We start from the raw sequence: 18,992 nt of genomic DNA on the forward strand, positions 1-18,992 counted from the left end.
GCAGGTAACCTGCATGTTACCCTTCGGCTGTAAGCGTCCTATGTCCTGCCGATTCGGTAGCAGGTATGTTGCGGCACGGGATATCCGGTATTGCCACGGCCCGTTACCGCTAGGCAATCGGAGTATTCGTTTCGAGGTGTCGCCAGACTCGAGGCTGCATCAAAAACGCTATGCAGAAAATCGCATTCATCTGGGCTTCGCTGTTCGCCTGTCTCGCCGTGATCGACGTGGCGGGCGTCTGGCTTTCGCGCTATGGCGACATCATCGCCGAGCAGAGCGGGCTCAGCCGCGGCTGGGTGGGCCTGACCCAGCTGGCCACGGTCACTTCGCTGCCGAAACTGGTGACCGGCCTGTCTTCGGTTGCGGCGGTGGCAGCAGGCATCTGGCTGCCGTTCATCGCGAAGGATCTGGCTGCGGCCATGGCCTGGGAACAGCGTTTCGTGGGGACGCTGTTCGTTGCGGTCATCACCTCCGCGCCCGAGGTCGTGGTCGCGGTCGCTGCGTTACGCATCGGTGCGATCGATCTGGCCTGCCTGCCAGGCTCGCTGCTGGCCGATGTATCCCTCACCCACGCCGCCTCGGCCTTCTCCGCCATGATGGTGAGCGGACTGGCCGGGGTCGGGCTGGTGTTGCGGCCCGCCTCGCGCGTGTTCCACGCGGTCAGCTGGATCAGCCTGCTGTTGCTGGCCATTTATCTGTTGAACACGCTCTTCCTCTATTTGCATGGCGACTGATCGCAGCAAACCGGTCCGGCACTGGCATTGCCTCGACAGCAAGGCTGTCGCCGCACATCTCGACAGCGACCTTGACACAGGATTGACTCCCGAAGCCGCCGCATCGCGGCTTGGCCTGGTAGGCCCCAACACCCTGCACGAGACCGGCCGCCGCCATCCGCTTGCCATGCTGGCGTCGCAGTTCACCGATTTCATGATTTTGGTGCTGATTGCCGCCGCGGTCATCGCCGGCGTCATCGGCGAGCCGCAGGATGCTATCGCTATCGTAGTCATCGTGTTCCTCAACGGCATCATCGGCTTCGTCCAGGAATACCGCGCCGAACGTGCCATGGCAGCGCTGAAGAAAATGGCCAGTCCGCAGGCTCGCGTGATCCGCGATGGGCGCCCTGCGCTGATTGATGCGACGGAACTGGTGCCCGGCGATCTGGTGGAACTGGAGGCCGGCAACATCCTGCCTGCCGACCTGCGCCTGACCGAATTGGCCTCGTTCAAGGTCGACGAGTCCGCGCTCACCGGCGAGTCGCAGCCGGTCGACAAACGACTCGTACCGCTGCATGAAACCGGGCTGCCGCTCGGCGATCGCCTCAATCTGGGGTACAAGGGCACGATCGCCACCTACGGCCGCGCCCGCGGTCTGGTGGTGGCCACCGGCATGCAGACCGAACTGGGGAAAATCGCCGCGTTGTTGTCTGGCGAATCCGGCAAGACGCCGCTGCAAAAACGCCTGGCACGTTTCGGCCAGCATCTGGCATGGGTGGTGCTGGCGATCTGCGCCATCATCTTCGTGGCCGGCTGGCTGCGCGGCGAAGCGCCGCTGACGATGCTGCTCACAGCCGTCAGCCTGGCGGTTGCCGCCATTCCGGAGGCGCTGCCGGCTGTGGTCACCATTTCGCTCGCGCTGGGGGCGGCGCGCATGGTCCGGCAGAACGCGCTGATCCGCCGGCTTCCCGCGGTGGAGACGCTCGGCTCGGTCACCTACATCTGCTCCGACAAGACCGGCACGCTGACGCAGAACCGTATGCAGGTCGATTGCATATGGGCCGCCGATGAAACCCGTCCTGGCCTGCTAGGTGACGACGCTGCACCCTGGCGCGAACTGGGCCTTGCGATGGCCCTGTGCAACGATGCCGTGGACGATGCCGACGGAAAGCTGAGCGGCGACCCCACCGAGACAGCGCTGCTCGAAGCCGCGCAGGCGGCTGGATTCAACCCTGGCGAGTTGCAGAGAACCTGGCCGCGACTGGCCGAGCTTCCCTTCGATTCCGAGCGCGCGCGCATGAGCACGCTGCATCGCGAGGGCGATACCGTACTCATGCTGGTGAAGGGCGCGCCCGAGCGCGTGCTGGCGCTGTGCGGCGATCAGCTGGGCGGAAACGGAACGACGGCCCTTGATCGGATCGCGCTGCACAACGAAGCCGAACAACTGGCTGCGCAGGGCCTGCGCGTACTGGCCTTCGCCCTGAAACGGCTGCCGCGCGTGCCGGATGCGCTCGACGCGGCCACGCTGGAAACCGATCTCACTTTCATCGGACTGGCCGGCCTGATCGACCCGCCGCGACCGGAAGCGGCCGATGCGGTGGCCGCCTGCAAGGCCGCGGGCATCATCCCGGTGATGATCACCGGCGACCATCCGGCCACCGCACGCGCCATTGCAAGCAGGCTCGGCATCGTCGGCGACGGTGGCAAGGTGCTCACCGGCAGCAAGCTGGCGCAGTTGTCGCTGGCGGAATTCGAGCGCGAGGTGGAATCGGTGCGGGTCTACGCGCGCATCAATCCGGAACAGAAGATCAAGATCGTGCAGGCGTTGCAGGACAAGGGCGAGTTCGTCGCCATGACCGGCGATGGCGTCAATGACGCACCGGCGCTCAAGCAGGCCGACATCGGCGTCGCCATGGGCAAGGGCGGCACCGACGTGGCGCGCGAGGCGGCCCACATGACGCTGCTGGACGACAACTTCGCCACCATCGTCCATGCGGTGAGCGAAGGGCGTCGCATCTTCGACAACATCCGCAAGTTCGTCAAATACACCATGACGAGCAACTCGGGCGAGATCTGGACCATCTTCCTCGCGCCCTTCCTCGGCCTGCCGATTCCGCTGCTGCCGATCCACATCCTGTGGATCAACCTCGTCACCGACGGCCTGCCGGGGCTGGCGCTCGCCAACGAGCGCGCCGAGCGCAACGTCATGCAACGGCCGCCGCGCCCGCCGAAGGAAAGCATCTTCGCGCATGGCATGTGGCAGCACATCCTGTGGGTGGGCCTGCTGATGGGCGGTGTGTCGCTGCTGACACAGGCGTGGGCGATCCATGTCGGCACGGCGCACTGGCAGAGCATGGTGTTCACCGTGCTCACGCTGTCGCAGTTGGGCCATGTGCTGGCGATCCGGTCCGAGCGCGAATCGCTGTTTACCCAAGGCGTCCTGTCCAACGCGGCGCTGACCGGTGCCCTGCTGCTGACGCTCGCCCTGCAGATGGCCGTGCTCTATGTGCCCTGGCTCAATCCCATCTTCAAGACCGAGCCGCTGGGCCTGGGCGAGCTGGCCGCGTGCCTGGCCCTGTCATCGGTGGTGTTCGTCGGAGTGGAGATCGAGAAGGCGCTGGTGCGGCGTGGCTGGTTGTACGTCAGCCCGTAATCCAGGGCTCAGAGTTCCGACAAGGGCTTTTGCGCGTATTGCGTGTTGACTTCGCCCATGTGCGCGATCAGCGTTGCCAGATCCTGATTGAGGCGGGACAAGGCTTCATCCGGCAACTGTCCCAGGGCGTGCGTCAGGATGCCGGTCAGCGGCTGCGGCGCCTTCCCCAGCGCTTTTTCCCCGGCATCGGTGAGATACAGGCGCACTACGCGCTGGTCCACACTATTGCGTTCGCGCCGGATCAATCCTGATTTCTCGATCTTGTCGAGCAGATTGCTGGCAGTAGAAGCATGGATCGACAAGGTCTGCGCCAGTTCGGACACCTTCATGCCGGGCGTCTGGCGCAGCGCGGCCATGGCCCATATCTGTGCTCCGCTGACGCCGCAGGCTTTTTCAACCGCCTGGAAATGCTGGCGCACGGCGCCGAAAATCACGCGGAACTGGCGCAGGGCTTCCCTGGCGGCGAGGGCGTTGGGGTTCAAGATACGATCTCCGGGTACGGAAAAATGATAATCATGGCAGGAATGTCAGGCGGCCGTATCCATGACCTGCGTCCATAAGGCGTTGACCGCATTGCGTACGCTTTCCAGTGCCTGGGGCGGCACGCGGGCGTATTCCGCCCCGCTGAGCTTGATCACATGCTGCTGGCGGCGCAATTCACGGTAGGCGTCGGCGGCGGCCTGGGCAAGGTCGGAGGGGAGCAGGCCGGCCGTTCCCGCACGCTGCAGCAACGCGATATTGCCGACGTTGTCGGCGAGCTCGGGGTGGCCGGCGCAATGCCGCAGCACCAGATACTGCACGCAGAATTCGACGTCGACGATGCCGCCGCGGTCGTGCTTGAGGTCGAACAGGTCGGTGTCGTTGACGTGGCCGGCGCGCATTTTCTCGCGCATGGACAGCACGTCCTCGCGCAGTTTGGCGGCATCGCGCGGGGCGCTCAGCACTTCGCGGCGCAGGGCCTCGAAGCTTGCGCCGATCGCCGCGTCGCCGCACACGAAACGGGCGCGCGTCAGCGCCTGGTGTTCCCACACCCAGGCGTGGTGCAACTGGTAGTCGCGGAAGGCCTCGGTCGAGCTGACCAGCAGGCCGGAGGCGCCGTCCGGGCGCAGGCGCAGGTCGGTTTCATACAGCATCCCGGTCGAAGTGAGCGTGCCGAGCCAGGTGTTGATGCGTTGCGCCAGCCGCGCGTAGATTTCCTGCGCGCGTTCGTCGGCGTCGTCATAGAGGAACACCAGGTCGAGGTCGGAGGCGTAGCCGAGTTCCTTGCCGCCGAGCTTGCCGTAGCCGACGATGGCGAAGCGCGGCGTGTCGCGGTGGCGCGTCTTCAGGCCGGCCCAGCAGCGTGCCAGGGTTTCGTTCAACAGTGTGTCGGCAAGATAGGAGAGGTGGTCGGACAGGGCTTCCAGCGTCAACCGTCCCGCCACATCCTGCGCAAGCAAGTGCAGCGTCTGCACCTGCTTGAAGCGGCGCAGCGCATCCATCTGCGCCTCGGTGTCGCCAGGGTGGGCATCCAGTTCCTCGTGCAGCTGGGCGGCGAGCTGCGTCCAGTCGGGCGTACTCATCAGGTGTTGCGGCGCGATCAGTTCGTCCAGCAGTTGCGGCTGCCGTGTGATCATCTGCGCGGCCCATGGGCTTGCCGCCAGCAGGCGTACCAGTTGGCGCAGCGCTGCGGGATATTCGGCCAGCAGCGCGAGATAGGTGGCGCGCCGGGAAACGGACTGGATGAGCGCGGCGAAGCGCTCCAGCGTGACCGCCGGGTCGGTCTGGCCGCCGATGACTTCGAGCGCAGGCGGCAGCAGTGCGTTGAGCCGGAGCTGCGTCGATTCGGGGAGGCGTGCGCCATGCTGACGCAAGGCGTCGAGCGTCGCCAGTACGCGCGGCGGGTCGTCATAGCCGGCGTTTTCCAGCAGCGCCTGGGTGGCGTCGGCGTCTGCGGTTCCACAGCACACGGCGGTCAGTGGATGGCTGTTCTGGTCGGTCTGCGGCGCGGCGAACACCTGCTCGAAATGGCGCGTGACTTTATTCCGATGGCGGTCGAGCGCTGTCAGCAGGGCTGCGTAATCGACAAAACCCATCGCTTCGGCGAGCATCGCCTGCGATTCGGCGTCGTCCGGCAACAGCTGGGTCTGCGCGTCGTCCAGGTACTGGATGCGGTGTTCCAGCCGGCGCAGGAAATCGTAGGCGGCGGCGAGTTCCTGCTGCGCGTCGGCAGTCATGAGGCCGGTTTTCACCAGCGCGTCCAGCACCACCAATGTCGGTTGCTGCTGCAGGGCGGCGATCTGGCCGCCGCGGATGAGCTGGAACACCTGCGCGGTGAATTCGATCTCGCGGATGCCGCCTGGCCCCAGCTTGACGTTGTGCGCCATCTCGCGGCGCGCGACTTCGCGGCGGATCTGCACGTGCAGGTCGCGGATCGCGGCGAAGGCGCCGAAATCGAGATATTTGCGGAACACGAAGGGGCGCACGATCTGCATCAGTTCGCCGTGTCGGGTCCCGGTGAGCGGACGCGCCTTGATCCAGGCGTAGCGTTCCCACGGCCGTCCCTGCGCGACCAGATAGTCCTCCAGCATCGCGTACCCCATCGCGAAGGGGCCGGATTCACCCCACGGGCGCAGCCGCAGGTCGACGCGGAAGACGTAGCCGTCAGCGGTGTTCTCCCCCAGCGCAGCGGCGAGCTTGCGCCCCAGGCGGATGAAGAATTCGTGGTTGGAAAGCGGACGGATCGAGGCGGACGGATCGTCGGCCGCCGTCTCGCCTTCCTCGGGATAGAGGTAGATGAGGTCGATGTCCGACGACACGTTGAGTTCGCCGCCGCCGAGCTTGCCCATGCCGACCACGACCATCCGCTGTGGCGAACCGTTTTCGTCGCGCGGCTCGCCGTGGCGCGCGGCCAGTTCGGCGTGATGGAAGTTGAGCGCGGCGGCAATGCAAACCTCGGCCAGCGTACTGTAGGTGGCCATCACCTCGGCCAGATCGGCTTGACCCGCCAGATCGCGCGCGGTGACGATCAGCCATACCCGCTGGCGCAATTGCCGCACGCGCTGGTGCAGGGCGGCCTCGTCGGTACAGGCGGGCTCGGCGAGAAAGGCCTGCATGGCCGCCCGGCCGAAGGCCTGGCCCAGCTGGCCGGCCGCGGTTTCTGCCAGGTTCGGTTGCGCCGTCATCAGGCGACGGCCATAACGTGAACAGCGGGCAACGCGTTCAAGTGCGGGATGGCTCATGGCTTGGATTAGAATCTGGGGTTATCGCAACACTTTATCAGTGGAGAGACTGTATGGCAGCCATCGAGTCGATTTTGACCGAAACCCGTGTTTTCCCGCCAGCGGATGCGTTCGTCAAGCAGGCGAATATATCCGGCATGGCCGCCTACGAGGCGTTGTGCCGCCAGGCAGAAACCGACTACGAGGGGTTCTGGGCCGATCTGGCGCGCCAGCATATTGCCTGGAAAACGCCGTTCACCCACGTGCTCGACGAATCGAAGGCACCGTTCTACAAATGGTTCGACGACGGCGAACTGAACGTGTCCTACAACTGCCTCGATCGCCATCTGGCGACCCGAGGCGGCAAGACTGCGTTGATTTTCGAGGCCGACGACGGCAGCGTGACGAAGGTCACCTACACAGAGCTGCATGCCCGTGTGTGCCAGTTCGCCAACGGCCTGAAGTCGCTCGGCGTGGAAAAGGGCGACCGTGTGATCGTCTACATGCCGATGAGCATCGAAGCGGTGGTGGCGATGCAGGCGTGCGCGCGCATCGGGGCGATCCATTCGGTGGTGTTCGGCGGCTTTTCCGCCAAGAGCCTGTTCGAGCGCATCGAGGACGCCAAGGCCAAGCTGATCGTGACTGCCGACGAATCGCTGCGCGGCGGCAAGGCCGTGCCGCTGAAGCGTGCGGTCGACGAGGCGCTGGCGATGGGCGACACTTCCTGCGTCGAGCGCGTGGTGGTGTATCGCCGTTCCGGCGGCGCAGTCAACTGGGGCACGCGCGACCTGTGGTGGCATGAACTGGCCCAGACCCAGGCCGAGACCTGCGAGCCGGTGTGGGTGTCGGCCGAGCATCCGCTGTTCATCCTCTATACCTCCGGCTCGACCGGCAAGCCCAAGGGCGTGCAGCATTCCACCGGCGGCTATCTGCTTGGCGGCATCCTGTCGATGCTGTGGGTGTTCGACGCCAAGCCAGAAAACGACGTCTACTGGTGCACTGCAGACGTCGGCTGGATCACCGGCCACACCTACGTCGCCTACGGCCCGCTGGCACTGGGCATGACCGAAGTGATCTTCGAGGGTATTCCCACCTTCCCGCATGCCGGGCGCTTCTGGGAGACCGTCGCCAAGCACAAGGTCACCACTTTCTACACCGCGCCCACCGCGATCCGCAGCCTGATCAAGCTCGGGTCCGACCTGCCGGCACAGTACGATCTCTCTTCGCTGCGCCTGCTGGGAACGGTTGGCGAGCCGATCAACCCGGAAGCCTGGATGTGGTACCACCAGGTCATCGGCGGCGGCCGCTGCCCCATCGTCGACACCTGGTGGCAGACCGAGACCGGCTCCCATATGATTTCGCCGTTGCCCGGCGCGGTGCCGACCAAGCCGGGTTCCTGCACCCTGCCGCTGCCCGGCATCATGGCCGCGATCACCGACGAACACGGCCATCCGGTCGGGAAAGGGCAGGGCGGCTACCTGGTGATCCAGCGCCCCTTCCCGTCGCAGCTGCGCACCCTATGGGGCGATCCGGACCGCTTCGTCAAGACCTATTTCCCGGAGGAACTCGGCGGCAAGACCTATCTTGCCGGCGACTCGGCGCACCGCGACGCCAACGGCTATTTCTGGATCATGGGCCGCATCGACGACGTGCTGAACGTGTCCGGGCACCGTCTCGGTACCATGGAAATCGAATCCGCGCTGGTCTCCAATCTGCGCGTCGCCGAGGCTGCCGTGGTGGGGCGCCCGCACGACATCAAGGGCGAAGCGGTGGTGGCGTATGTGGTGTTGAAGGGCACGCGGCCGGTCGGTGAGGAAGCGAAGAAGATTGCCGCCGAACTGCGCGACTGGGTGGGCAAGGAAATCGGCCCGATCGCCAAGCCCGACGAAATCCGCTTCGGCGACAACCTGCCCAAGACCAGTTCCGGCAAGATCATGCGCCGCCTGCTGCGTGCGATCGCCAAGGGCGAGGAAATCACCCAGGACGTCTCCACCCTGGAGAACCCGGCGATCCTGGATCAGCTGAAGGAAGCGGTCAGGTAGACGGGCGCCGGCCACCGCGTCGGCAGGGCCGGCCGGTTGCAGTCGCACAGCCTTGGCCTATTTTTTAATTAAGGATTTGTCCATTCGATTAACCTGAAAGGAATGTCATGTCGCACTATCATGCAGTTGTCTGGCTCGATCACAACGAGGCGCGTGTCATGCACGTCAGCCCGGACGATGTCGAGAAATCGGTGATCCATCCCGTCAACCCGCCGCGCCATCTGCAGCGCAAGCGTGGCTCGGTCAGCGGCAGCCGCCAGCCCGAGGACCAGCAGTACTACCACGATGTCGTGGAGGCCTTGAGCGGCGCCGCGGAAATCCTGATCGTCGGGCCGGGGCATGCCAAGCTCGAACTCATCAAGCACATCCATGCGCACGATCATGACGTCGTGCAAAAAGTTGTGGGAGTCGAAACCGTCGATCATCCCGGCGATGGCCAACTCGTGGCCTTTGCCCGCAAGTACTTTGTGGCAAAAGACAGGATGCTGTCGCAATAAGGCTGTCGGAAAGCTGTTTACTGCACCGTTACCGGGCCCCCGAAAGGGGGCTTCGTCGTTCATGGGCCAGGCTGTGGGTGACTGTTTTTCTCAACCGGCTGATAAATAGGGGAATTATTTTAGGCGCTCGTCCTAAAGTCTGCCGATATTTCGTCGTTACTGTAGATAAGTCGTACAAGGGCAAACCCGTCGCGAGGCGGGGACGCAAAGCCTCCGGTCTGGTTCGGGCTGCATCCGGGTCAAGATAGCGGGGCTGCCAGATTTCAAGTTGATGGCATGCGGCGTTGCCCGATTCAGGTGCAGTGTTGAACCAGGAGGTCCTATGTCGCATCAATGCCCGTTCCCCGTCCGCTCCACCGACAATCGCCGTTGCTACCGAACAGGCAGTGCACCGGGATTCGTCCTGTGCCTGGCTGTGGCGGCCGCCCTCTCATGCTATGCCGGATTCAGCCATGCCGCGCCGATCCACGCACTCCAGGCGGGGGGTTCCGGCGCCGTACTCGCCCTCGGCCATCCGGCCGGCCCGATCGCCGGAGGCTGACCGGGCCATACGCTTTGCTCTGCAGAAGCCAGCGCCCTTCGGGGCGCTTTTTTATGGCCGGTCTGCCGTGCGCGCGAGCGCCGTCGTGGTCTTCACCAGTTCCACCACCAGCGTGTGCAGTCGTGCAGGCGATTTCAGCGCCCCGTTCTCAGGGTCGAATGCGGCGTCGGCGTGGGCCAGCGAGAACTGGCCGGGCAGCACCAGCACGCCCAGTGTATTGAGGACCTGGCGCAGGTGCGGCAGCATGCGCATGCCGCCGAAGGTGCCGGGCGTGGCAGCAAGGATGGCGGCGACCTTGTTCTGGTAGGGCACCAGGCCCGATTCGCCCTGCCATTCGCGCGACACCCAGTCGAGCGTGTTTTTCAGCAGCGGCGGCATCGAGCTGTTGTATTCCGGGCTGGCGATCAGCAGGGCATCGTGTTCCTTGAACAAGGCCTTCAAGCGCTGTGCATTGTCTGGCAGGCCGTCGCGTTCCTCAAGGTCGCCGTTATAGAGCGGCAGCGGATAATCGGCCAGGTCGATCAGGGTGACGTCGCCGCCCGCGGCACGGGTCGCGTCCACCGCAACCCGGATGAGTTTCCGGTTCCAGGACTCGCGGCGGATGCTGCCGGAAAAAGCGAGAATCTTGGGCATGACATGTCCTTGCATCAAAAAGTGAGTGATTGTATCGGGGCCGGCCAGGTGGTCGAAGCCCCGAGGGGGTCAGGGAAGATCGAAGCTGATCAGTTCGCTGGGTTCCAGCGCCTCGATGTCGACCGCGGATTCGAAGCGGATCGCCACCGCATCCCCGGCTTCCAGCGGATAACCCTGCACCTTGACCCGACCGGTTGCGATATGCAGCCAGGCTTGCCGCCCCGCCGCCACATTCAAGGTGACGCGATCGCCCGTCGCCAGCCGGCCTGCATGAAGGGCAGCGTCCTGATGGATCGTCACCGAGCCGTCGCGGCCATCGTTCGAGGCGATCAGGCGGAGCTGGCCCTGCAGGCTTTCGGGGGCAAAGGCGATCTGTTCGTAGCCCGGCTCCAGGCCGTAGGCGTCCGGCTCGATCCAGATTTGCAGCAGATGCACCGGTTCGCTGGCCGACGCGTTGTATTCGCTGTGGGCGATGCCGTGTCCGGCGCGCATGCGCTGCAATTCGCCGGGGCGGATCACGCCGCCGTTGCCGAGCGAGTCCTTGTGTTCGAGTGCGCCCGCCAAGACCCAGGTGACGATTTCCATGTCCTGGTGGCTGTGCGTCGGGAAACCCGCGCCGGGCGCGATGCGGTCGTCGTTGATCACGCGCAGCGGACCGAAGCCCATCCAGTTGGGATCGCGATAGTTCGAAAACGAGAAGGTGTGAAAGCTGTCGAGCCAGCCATGATTGGCGTGGCCGCGTTCGGATGATTTGCGTACGGTCAGCATGATGCGCGCTCCTGTCAGTTGGGTTGATGTTCAGGCGATGGCGTGACTATAGGCGTGGTTTTCCGCGAGTAAAACCGGCACAATTCGATCAACTCATTCGAATGGTTCGAACATGCCGCTGACCCTGGAGGCGCTGTCCATCCTCGACGCCATCGATCGCAAAGGTTCGTTCGCACGCGCGGCCGAGGAACTGGGACGGGCGCCGTCCTCGCTGACGTATGCCGTGCAGCAGATCGAGGCCGAGCTCGATGCGCTGCTGTTCGACCGTTCCGGCCATCGCGCGCGCTTCACGCCGGCGGGACGCCTCTTGCTGGAAGAAGGCCGGGCGCTGCTGGGTGCGGCCCATGCACTGGAGAACAAGACGCGGCAGGTGGCGGGCGGCTGGGAGCCGCAGTTCACCCTGGCGGTGGAAGGCATTCTCCCCGTCGCCCCGCTGCTGCCGGTGCTGGATGCGTTTTATCGCCAGGGCCGGTCGACCGAGATCAGGCTGCGCCACGAAGTGCTGGCAGGCAGCTGGGATGCGCTGGCATCCGGCTGTGCCGACCTGGCGATCGCGGGCGGCGATGCGCCTGCCGGCAGCGGCATCCGCAGCCGTCCGCTGGGCAGCATCGAATTCGTGTTCTGCGTGGCGCCGCAGCATCCGCTTGCGGGCCTCGGAAAACCGTTGACACAAACTGACATCGCGGCGCATCGCGCGGTGGTGATCGCCGACACCGCGCGCAATCTGCCGCTGCGCAGCGCGGGCTGGCTGGCGCAGCAGTCGCGTCTGACCATGGCCGATCTGCCGGGCAAGCTGGCCGCCCAGCAGGCCGGGCTGGGCGTGGGCTCGCTGCCGCGCTGGCTGGCCGAGCGCGAGGTGGCGGCCGGCCGCCTGGTGCGTTGCGAGTGGGAGGGCGGCAATCCGCGCGAGACCCTGCATCTGGCCTGGCGCAGCGGCGAGGCCGGGCGGGCGCTCGACTGGTTCATGCGGGCGCTGGCGAAGCCCGAGGTATTCGCGGGAGTGGTCGATGCCGACTGAGAAGGTGCCGCTCGACAGGATGCGGCTCGACAAATGGCTGTGGGCCGCGCGTTTCTTCAAGACCCGCAGCCTGGCCACCCAGGCGATCGACAACGGGCGGGTGAAATTGAACGGCGAGCGGGTCAAGCCCGCACGCGACGTCAAACCCGGCGACCGGCTGGATATCCATCTCGGCGAGATCGACTGGACGCTGACGGTTCGGGCGCTGGCCATGCAACGCGGCCCGGCGCCGGTGGCGCAGGCGCTGTACCAGGAGGACCCCGCCAGCCAGGCGCGCCGTCAGCAGCAGGCCAGCGACCGCAAGCTGGCGACCAATCCGGCCGCCACCATCAAGGGACGGCCCACCAAGCGCGACCGGCGGCAGATTCATCGTTTCACGGACGAATGAAACCCGGAATTTACCGGGATGTTGCCGCCGCAAAACACGGCTAAGCGCATAGAATCAGCGGGTCCGAGAACTGTATTTTTATGACCGTTTCCCCCGCCTTGTCCCTGTTCCTGCGCCGCGCTTCGCGCTGGCTGGCAGCGCTGACGGCGCTGGCCGCCGTGGGCTTTGCAACGGCAGTGGCCTTGATGTTCTTCTGGGTGTTGCCGAATATTGCAGCGCATCGCGATACGGTCGCCGACCTCATGTCGCGTGCGCTGGGGCAGCGGGTGACGCTGGAAGAAGTGTCGGGCGTATGGCAGCAGGCACGCCCGGAATTCCGTCTGCACGGTGTGCGCCTGTACGACCGGCAAGGCCATCCGGCGCTCTACCTGCCTGAACTCGAAGCCGCATTTGCCTGGCGTTCGCTGCTGTTCCTGGAGCCGCGTTTCACGCGCATCGAACTGCAAGGTCTTGTACTCGGGGTGCGGCGTGCACGCGACGGCCATTTCTACGTTGGCGGCATCCCGATCAATCCGGCCGCACCCGACAGCGGATTTTCCAGCTGGCTGCTGCGGCAGGGACAGGTCCATGCCGGCAGCGCCACGCTCACCTGGATCGACGAGGTCCGCGAAGCGCCGCCACTCACCCTGACGGCGGTCGACTTCACGCTGACCAATGTGCGCTGGGCGCATCGCCTGCAATTGCGCGCCATTCCCCCGGCCAGCCTGGCGCGGCCGGTACAGATCGTGGCGAAACTGCGCGCGCGCCAGGTGGACGATCTCAAGAGCTGGAACGGCACTGTTGATGCGAACGTGGCGGGCGTGTCATTTCCGCGCCTTGCCGCCTGGCTGGCGCTGCCGTACCAACCGCAACAGGGCCGGGGCGCGCTGAACATGCAGTTCGAAGTGGCGCGCGGTGCGCTGGCCGGCGTGACGGCCGGACTCGAACTGCATGACATCGAGGCGAAGCTGGGCGATGATCTGCCGCCGGTGCGGCTGGCACAGGTGCGCGGCCAAGCCCAGTGGCAGCACGGTCCCGACGGATATCGCGTGGCCTTCGACAAACTGCGCGTGGCACGCCCGGGTGCCGTCCTCGGTGCGCCGTTCAATGCGGGCCTGTCGTGGGGCGGCACGTCGCACGAAATCACGGCCCAGGCGTTCAGCCTGGGCGGCTGGCAATCGCTGCTGCCAAGCCTGCCGATGGATGCGGGCCTGCGCGCGCGTCTCCAAGCCCTGCAGCCGCAAGGCCGCTTCGACCTGTTGCGGTTTGGCTGGACCGGCGCGCAGCCAGGGCTGGACAATTTCAGCATGACGGCCCGTTTCAGCGGCCTGGGCGTGGCCGCGGTCGACAACCAGCCGGGCCTGTCCAATCTGAGCGGGCGCATCGAGGGCGATGCGCGCGCAGGCGTGTTCGAGATCGATTCGCAGCAGATGACGTTGGGACTGCCCGACCTCTTCCGCGAACCCTCGTTCGCGATCGACAGCGTGCATGCGCGCGGCAAGTGGCAAAAGACGCCACACGGCCGCCGCCTGACCTTGACCGACATGGCCTTCGCCAATCCGGACATGGCGGGGACGGCGAAGGGCTACTACGAACTGATCCCCGGCCAGCGCGGCCTCGTCGACCTGACGGTGCATCTGAGTCGTGCAGACGGTACGGCGGTGTACCGCTACCTGCCAAAGCACATCGGCGACCATACGGTCGAATGGGTGAAGCGGGGCGTCGTGGCCGGGCGTTCGGATGACGTGCAGTTGAACCTGAAAGGCGACCTGACGCATTTCCCCTTCGACTCGGGCGATGGCGTGTTCCGGGTCGACGCACAGGTGAAGGATGCGGTCATTGATTACGTGCCGGGCTGGCCGCGCATCGAAGGCATCCAGGGGCGGTTGCTGTTTCAGGGCCGGACCATGGAGGTCACCTCCAGCCAGGCGCGGATATACGGCGTGGCCCTGGCGCCGGTGAAGGCCGTGATCCCGGACCTGCTGCATCACGACGAGCAATTGCACATCGATGGCCAGGCCAGCGGGCCGATCCAGGATTTCATCCGCTTTGCCAATACCAGTCCGGTCGGCGGGCGGTTGCACGGTTTCACGGCCGCACTGGACGGCAGCGGGCCGATGAAACTCGCCCTGAGCCTGCAGGTGCCGCTCCGCCGCAGCCACGATACGACGCTGGTCGGCCGTTTGTCGTTTCTGGGCGATACGCTGTTGCCGCCGGGCCTGCCGCGGCTCGACCAGACGCGCGGCGATATCGATTTCACCGGGGACAGCCTGGCCGCCAAGAACATCACCGCGCAGTTTCTCGGCGGCCCGCTGCGCATCGACACGCAAACCCGATCCGGCCAGGTCCAGATCCTGGCGCAGGGGCGCGCCACTGCAGCGGGCCTGACATCGTGGCTGGGCACGGCCTGGAAGGATCAGGTGTCGGGGCAGACAGCCTGGCGTGGGCAGATCGACCTGGAGCCGACGGGCGAGCGCGTTCGCATCGAGTCCGACCTGACGGGGTTGGGCAGCAGCCTGCCGGCGCCGCTGGAAAAAACGGCTGCGCAACCGCTGCCGCTGGTGGTGACCAGCCAGCCGCAAGCCAGCGGCCAATTGCGCGAGGTGCAGCTTGGCAGGATCGTGGGGGCGGCCTGGCGCAGCACCGCCGAAGGACAATTCGACCGGGGCGAGATCCGCTTCGGCGGACGTGCCGTGATGCCCGGCGAGCCGGGACTGCGCCTGGCGGGCAGCGGACGCGGCCTGGATATTTCGGGCTGGATGGATCTGCTGCCCGGTGGCGAAAGTGGCGAATCCTTGTCGTTGTCGGCGATCGATCTGAGTTTCGACGCGCTCGACCTGATGGGGCGGCGTTACCAGGAGGTCCGCCTGCAGGGGCGCAATCGCGGCGGTTTGTTGCGCGCCCAGGTGAGCGGCGCCGGCCTGAACGGCGTACTGATCTACCGTCCGGCGGGCAATCAACCCGCGCGGGTCTCGGCGCAGTTCAGGCAGTTGACCATTCCGGCCCGGCTACCGGCTGGCGGGCCGGAAACCGGCAGCAACATGAAGGCGTCGGACTTCCCGGTGCTGGATCTGACGGTGGAGGATTTCCGTTTGCAGGACCATGCGCTGGGGCGGCTGGAAGCCATGGCGCACGGTACGCCGCAAGGGCTGGTGATCGACAATCTGCAACTGACGCACCCCGACAGCGTGTTCCGCATGAACGGCCTGTGGCGCGACAGCGGCCCGGGCGAAACCCGAGCCGACCTGAGCCTGAACGTGTTCGATGCGGGCAAGATGCTGGCGCGCTTCGGTTATCCCGATACGCTCAAACGCGGGACCGCGGAGATCCAGGGCAGCGCCACCTGGGAAGGCTCGCCGGCGGATTTCGCGCTGGCCACGCTGGCCGGACAGCTCGACTTCAAGGCCAAGGGCGGGCAGTTCCTCAAGATCGATCCCGGCGCCGGGAAACTGCTTGGCGTGCTGAGCCTGCAATCGCTGCCGCGCCGGCTGAACTTCGATTTCCGTGATATCTTCAATGAAGGCTATGCCTTCGACGACATCGGCGCCACGCTGCGCATTGCGCGCGGCGTCGTCTACAGCGACGACTTCAAGATGCGCGGGCCGGCCGCCAAGGTCAACATGTCCGGCCTGGCCGACCTCAACCAGGAAACCGTGCAGTTGCGGGTGAAAGTGATTCCGAAGCTGTCCGAAGGCGTGGCCGTGGCCGGTGCCCTGCTCGGCGGACCATTGGCCGGGGTGGGGGCGCTGGCCGCGCAGAAACTGCTGCGCGATCCGATCGAGGAAGTCATCAGCCAGGAATACATGGTGACCGGCGTGTGGCAGGCCCCCGATGTCCAGCGGCTGTCCAAAGCGAAGGCCAAACCTGATAATCAAGTGACCGAACCCTGATTGTGGAATCCGACCATGCCAACAAAAAAACCCGTTAAAACCGCCGTTGCCCGCTCCCGTGGGGCGCAAGTCAAGAAGCCGGCCCCGCAGGCGGGCACCGTGCGCGTGGCGGCCATCCAGATGGCGTCGGGCCCGAATGTGCCTGCCAACCTGGCCGAAGCCGAACGTCTCATCGAGCTGGCAGTCGAGGCGGGCGCGCGCATGATCGTGCTGCCGGAGTTTTTCTGCATCATGGGGATGAAGGACGCCGATGTGGTGAAGGTACGCGAGGTCGAAGGCCACGGCCCGATCCAGGCATTCCTCGCGCGCACGGCGAAGAAACACCATATCTGGCTGATCGGCGGTTCGGTGCCGCTGGAGGCCAGCACGGCGAACAAGGTGCGCAACAGCTGCCTGGTGTACGACGAGCGTGGCAAGCTGGTGGCGCGCTACGACAAGATCCACCTGTTCGGCCTCGACCTCGGCAACGAGCACTACCAGGAAGCCAAGCTGATCGAGCCGGGCGACAAGGTCGTCGTCATCAACAGTCCGTTCGGCCGCATCGGCCTGTCGGTCTGCTACGACCTGCGCTTCCCCGAGCTGTATCGCGCCATGCCGGACGTCGACATCATCGTGGTGCCGTCGGCGTTCACCGCCACCACCGGCCGCGCGCACTTCGAGACCCTGATCCGCGCACGCGCGATCGAGAACCTCGCCTACGTGATCGCGCCGGCGCAGGGCGGCTACCACCTGTCGGGCCGTGAAACCCACGGCGACAGCATGATCGTCGACCCGTGGGGCGTGGTGCTCGACCGTCTGCCGCGCGGTTCGGGCGTCGTCATCGCCAACCTCAACCCGGCTTACCAGGCCAGTCTGCGCAAGAGCCTGCCCGCGCTCAAACACCGCTTCATCCAGTGTCAGCAAATCGAAGTCGATGTGGTGGAACGCCGGGTGCCGGCCAAGCGCGTGTCCCCGACCGGGGGCGAGACCGCCGTCAAATAATTCAGGACATCGCCATGAACCCAACCGACGCCTTCGTACCCCTCCAGACCGCCGAGCAGCTGTTCCATTCCGCCGAGGCCACGCTGCTGACGCCGAACGGACTCGACGCCGACAAGCTCGCCCCGGTATTCGGACGCCTGCTGACGCACGACGTCGACTACGCCGACCTGTATTTCCAGTACTCGCGTTCCGAAGGCTGGAGCCTGGAAGAAGGCCAGGTCAAATCCGGCAGCTTCAACATCGACCAGGGCGTCGGCGTGCGCGCAATCTCGGGCGAGAAGACCGCGTTCGCCTATTCCGACGACATCAGCCTCGATGCGCTCGGCGCCGCCGCCGATGCTACCCGTGCGATTGCGCGTGCTGGGCAGAACCGAAGCTTCGGCATGGTGCAGCGCGGCGAAGGCCGCGTGTTGTATAACGCCGTCGATCCGCTGGTCTCGCTGGCCGACGCCGACAAGGTCGCACTGCTGGAGCGGCTGGAGAAGAAGGCGCGCGCCATGGATCCGCGCGTCATCCAGGTGATGGCGAGCCTCGCCTCCGAATACGAAGTCATCTTCATCGCGCGTTCAGACGGCCATCTGGCCGCCGACGTGCGCCCGCTGGTGCGCCTGTCGCTGCAGGTCATCGCCGAACAGGACGGCCGCCGCGAGCAGGGCTCCGGCGGCGGCGGCGGCCGCTTCGACTACAGCTACTTCACCGACGACATCCTCGAAAAATACGCGCGCCAGGCCGTGCACCAGGCCATGGTCAACCTCGACGCCCGCCCCGCGCCCGCCGGCAGCATGACCGTCGTCCTCGGCGCCGGCTGGCCCGGCATCCTGCTGCACGAAGCGATCGGTCATGGGTTGGAAGGCGACTTCAACCGCAAGGGCAGCTCGGCGTTCTCTGGTCGCATTGGTGAAAGAGTGGCCGCGCCAGGCGTCACGGTCATCGACGACGGCACCATCCCGCTACGCCGCGGTTCCTTGAACGTCGACGACGAAGGCAACCCGACCCAGCGCACCGTGTTGATCGAAGACGGCATCCTCACCGGCTACATGCAGGACATGATGAACGCGAGATTGATGGGCATGCCGGTCACCGGCAACGCGCGACGCGAATCGTATGCGCACCTCACCATGCCGCGCATGACCAACACTCTCATGCTCGGCGGCGACAAGAATCCCCACGAAATCATCGCCTCCGTGAAGAACGGCCTCTACGCCGTCAACTTCGGCGGCGGCCAGGTCGACATCACCAGCGGCAAGTTCGTCTTCTCCGCCGCCGAGGCCTACATGATCGAGGACGGCAAGATCACCTACCCGGTGAAAGGCGCGACCTTGATCGGCAACGGGCCCGAGGTGCTGACGCGTGTGAGCATGATCGGCAACGACATGGAGATGGATTCGGGCGTAGGGACCTGCGGCAAGGAAGGGCAGAGTGTGCCGGTCGGTGTGGGCCAGCCGACGCTGCGGATCGATGGGTTGACGGTGGGTGGAACGGCGTAAACTCGATGAGAATAAAAGCAATAGTGGAAGCAGATGTAATTGGTGCGACCTCGGTTGCATTACTTCTGCTTGGTTTAATCGCTGGCTTTCTTTGGTTGTTCGGGCTAACTGGCGGGCGATACATGCTACCTTTGGTAGCCGGTGCTGCAGGGTTGGTTGTGTGGGGATGGTGGCAGTTAGTTAAAAAAACACTGAATGACGT

At 65.4% G+C, this 18,992-nt stretch carries 14 protein-coding genes and 1 riboswitch; of the genes, 10 read left to right on the forward strand and 4 right to left on the reverse strand.

Features of this window, described 5'->3' with window-relative positions:
* The first annotated feature begins 170 nt into the window (after positions 1-170).
* Both B058_RS0110775 and B058_RS0110780 read left to right on the forward strand, forming a co-directional pair.
* The gene (locus B058_RS0110775) at positions 171-734 is read left to right on the forward strand and encodes a hypothetical protein (protein WP_018508496.1); all 564 of its coding nucleotides are present in this window, start codon (positions 171-173) and stop codon (positions 732-734) included.
* Complete coding sequence (locus B058_RS0110780; RefSeq protein ID WP_018508497.1) at positions 724-3,366, forward strand: cation-translocating P-type ATPase; 2,643 nt, start codon at positions 724-726, stop codon at positions 3,364-3,366. The genes B058_RS0110775 and B058_RS0110780 overlap by 11 nt, the downstream gene beginning before the upstream one ends.
* An 8-nt stretch (positions 3,367-3,374) precedes the next feature.
* Here the strand turns inward: B058_RS0110780 and B058_RS0110785 are convergent, their stop codons facing one another.
* Complete coding sequence (locus B058_RS0110785; protein ID WP_018508498.1) at positions 3,375-3,848, reverse strand: MarR family winged helix-turn-helix transcriptional regulator; 474 nt, start codon at positions 3,846-3,848, stop codon at positions 3,375-3,377.
* Between the two features lie 45 nt (positions 3,849-3,893).
* Positions 3,894-6,587 carry a bifunctional [glutamate--ammonia ligase]-adenylyl-L-tyrosine phosphorylase/[glutamate--ammonia-ligase] adenylyltransferase gene (gene glnE / locus B058_RS0110790; protein WP_026240847.1) on the reverse strand — a complete coding sequence of 898 codons (2,694 nt, stop codon included), beginning with the start codon at positions 6,585-6,587 and terminating at the stop codon, positions 3,894-3,896.
* 53 nt (positions 6,588-6,640) lie between these two features.
* On the opposite strand from glnE, the gene acs reads away from it, so the two are divergent.
* From acs to B058_RS0110805, 3 genes are all read left to right on the forward strand, one after another.
* Positions 6,641-8,608, forward strand: a complete 1,968-nt coding sequence (acs, locus tag B058_RS0110795; RefSeq protein ID WP_018508500.1) for an acetate--CoA ligase — start codon at positions 6,641-6,643, stop codon at positions 8,606-8,608.
* A 107-nt stretch (positions 8,609-8,715) separates the two neighbouring features.
* Positions 8,716-9,105 carry a hypothetical protein gene (locus tag B058_RS0110800; protein ID WP_018508501.1) on the forward strand — a complete coding sequence of 130 codons (390 nt, stop codon included), beginning with the start codon at positions 8,716-8,718 and terminating at the stop codon, positions 9,103-9,105.
* Positions 9,106-9,274: 169 nt separating this feature from the next.
* Positions 9,275-9,366, forward strand: a riboswitch (cyclic di-GMP riboswitch).
* A gap of 61 nt (positions 9,367-9,427) precedes the next feature.
* Positions 9,428-9,646 (forward strand): hypothetical protein, encoded by a 219-nt coding sequence (locus tag B058_RS0110805; protein WP_018508502.1) that lies wholly within the window; start codon positions 9,428-9,430, stop codon positions 9,644-9,646.
* A 51-nt stretch (positions 9,647-9,697) separates the two neighbouring features.
* Here the strand turns inward: B058_RS0110805 and B058_RS0110810 are convergent, their stop codons facing one another.
* Positions 9,698-10,279 (reverse strand): NADPH-dependent FMN reductase, encoded by a 582-nt coding sequence (locus B058_RS0110810; RefSeq protein ID WP_018508503.1) that lies wholly within the window; start codon positions 10,277-10,279, stop codon positions 9,698-9,700.
* Between the two features lie 69 nt (positions 10,280-10,348).
* Entirely contained in the window at positions 10,349-11,047 is a 699-nt protein-coding gene (locus tag B058_RS0110815; RefSeq protein ID WP_018508504.1) for a pirin family protein, read from the reverse strand.
* Between the two features lie 112 nt (positions 11,048-11,159).
* On the opposite strand from B058_RS0110815, the gene B058_RS0110820 reads away from it, so the two are divergent.
* The 5 genes from B058_RS0110820 (at position 11,160) to tldD (ending at position 18,790) form a co-directional block, all read left to right on the forward strand.
* Entirely contained in the window at positions 11,160-12,065 is a 906-nt protein-coding gene (locus tag B058_RS0110820; protein WP_018508505.1) for a LysR family transcriptional regulator, read from the forward strand.
* A complete protein-coding gene (locus B058_RS0110825) occupies positions 12,055-12,453 on the forward strand; it encodes an RNA-binding S4 domain-containing protein (protein ID WP_018508506.1) in 399 nt (132 codons plus the stop codon). The genes B058_RS0110820 and B058_RS0110825 overlap by 11 nt, the downstream gene beginning before the upstream one ends.
* Positions 12,454-12,533: 80 nt before the next feature.
* Entirely contained in the window at positions 12,534-16,322 is a 3,789-nt protein-coding gene (locus B058_RS0110830; RefSeq protein ID WP_018508507.1) for a YhdP family protein, read from the forward strand.
* Positions 16,323-16,337: 15 nt separating this feature from the next.
* On the forward strand, positions 16,338-17,303 hold the full coding sequence (locus tag B058_RS0110835) for a carbon-nitrogen hydrolase family protein (RefSeq protein WP_026240848.1): 966 nt from the start codon (positions 16,338-16,340) through the stop codon (positions 17,301-17,303).
* A gap of 14 nt (positions 17,304-17,317) precedes the next feature.
* On the forward strand, positions 17,318-18,790 hold the full coding sequence (gene tldD / locus B058_RS0110840; RefSeq protein ID WP_018508509.1) for a metalloprotease TldD: 1,473 nt from the start codon (positions 17,318-17,320) through the stop codon (positions 18,788-18,790).
* The last annotated feature ends 202 nt before the right edge of the window (positions 18,791-18,992 follow it).

The sequence above is a fragment of the Thiobacillus thioparus DSM 505 genome (assembly GCF_000373385.1).
Lineage (GTDB): Bacteria > Pseudomonadota > Gammaproteobacteria > Burkholderiales > Thiobacillaceae > Thiobacillus > Thiobacillus thioparus.

Bases quoted from the DNA above. Each gene is read 5' to 3' on its own strand.
- B058_RS0110805 (WP_018508502.1), top strand. From the start codon at position 9,428: ATGTCGCATCAATGCCCGTTCCCCGTCCGCTCCACCGACAATCGCCGT.
- B058_RS0110830 (WP_018508507.1), top strand. From the start codon at position 12,534: ATGACCGTTTCCCCCGCCTTGTCCCTGTTCCTGCGCCGCGCTTCGCGC.
- B058_RS0110820 (WP_018508505.1), top strand. From the start codon at position 11,160: ATGCCGCTGACCCTGGAGGCGCTGTCCATCCTCGACGCCATCGATCGC.
- acs (WP_018508500.1), top strand. From the start codon at position 6,641: ATGGCAGCCATCGAGTCGATTTTGACCGAAACCCGTGTTTTCCCGCCA.
- B058_RS0110780 (WP_018508497.1), top strand. From the start codon at position 724: ATGGCGACTGATCGCAGCAAACCGGTCCGGCACTGGCATTGCCTCGAC.
- B058_RS0110825 (WP_018508506.1), top strand. From the start codon at position 12,055: ATGCCGACTGAGAAGGTGCCGCTCGACAGGATGCGGCTCGACAAATGG.
- B058_RS0110775 (WP_018508496.1), top strand. From the start codon at position 171: ATGCAGAAAATCGCATTCATCTGGGCTTCGCTGTTCGCCTGTCTCGCC.
- glnE (WP_026240847.1), bottom strand. From the start codon at position 6,587: ATGAGCCATCCCGCACTTGAACGCGTTGCCCGCTGTTCACGTTATGGC.
- tldD (WP_018508509.1), top strand. From the start codon at position 17,318: ATGAACCCAACCGACGCCTTCGTACCCCTCCAGACCGCCGAGCAGCTG.
- B058_RS0110800 (WP_018508501.1), top strand. From the start codon at position 8,716: ATGTCGCACTATCATGCAGTTGTCTGGCTCGATCACAACGAGGCGCGT.
- B058_RS0110835 (WP_026240848.1), top strand. From the start codon at position 16,338: ATGCCAACAAAAAAACCCGTTAAAACCGCCGTTGCCCGCTCCCGTGGG.
- B058_RS0110810 (WP_018508503.1), bottom strand. From the start codon at position 10,279: ATGCCCAAGATTCTCGCTTTTTCCGGCAGCATCCGCCGCGAGTCCTGG.
- B058_RS0110815 (WP_018508504.1), bottom strand. From the start codon at position 11,047: ATGCTGACCGTACGCAAATCATCCGAACGCGGCCACGCCAATCATGGC.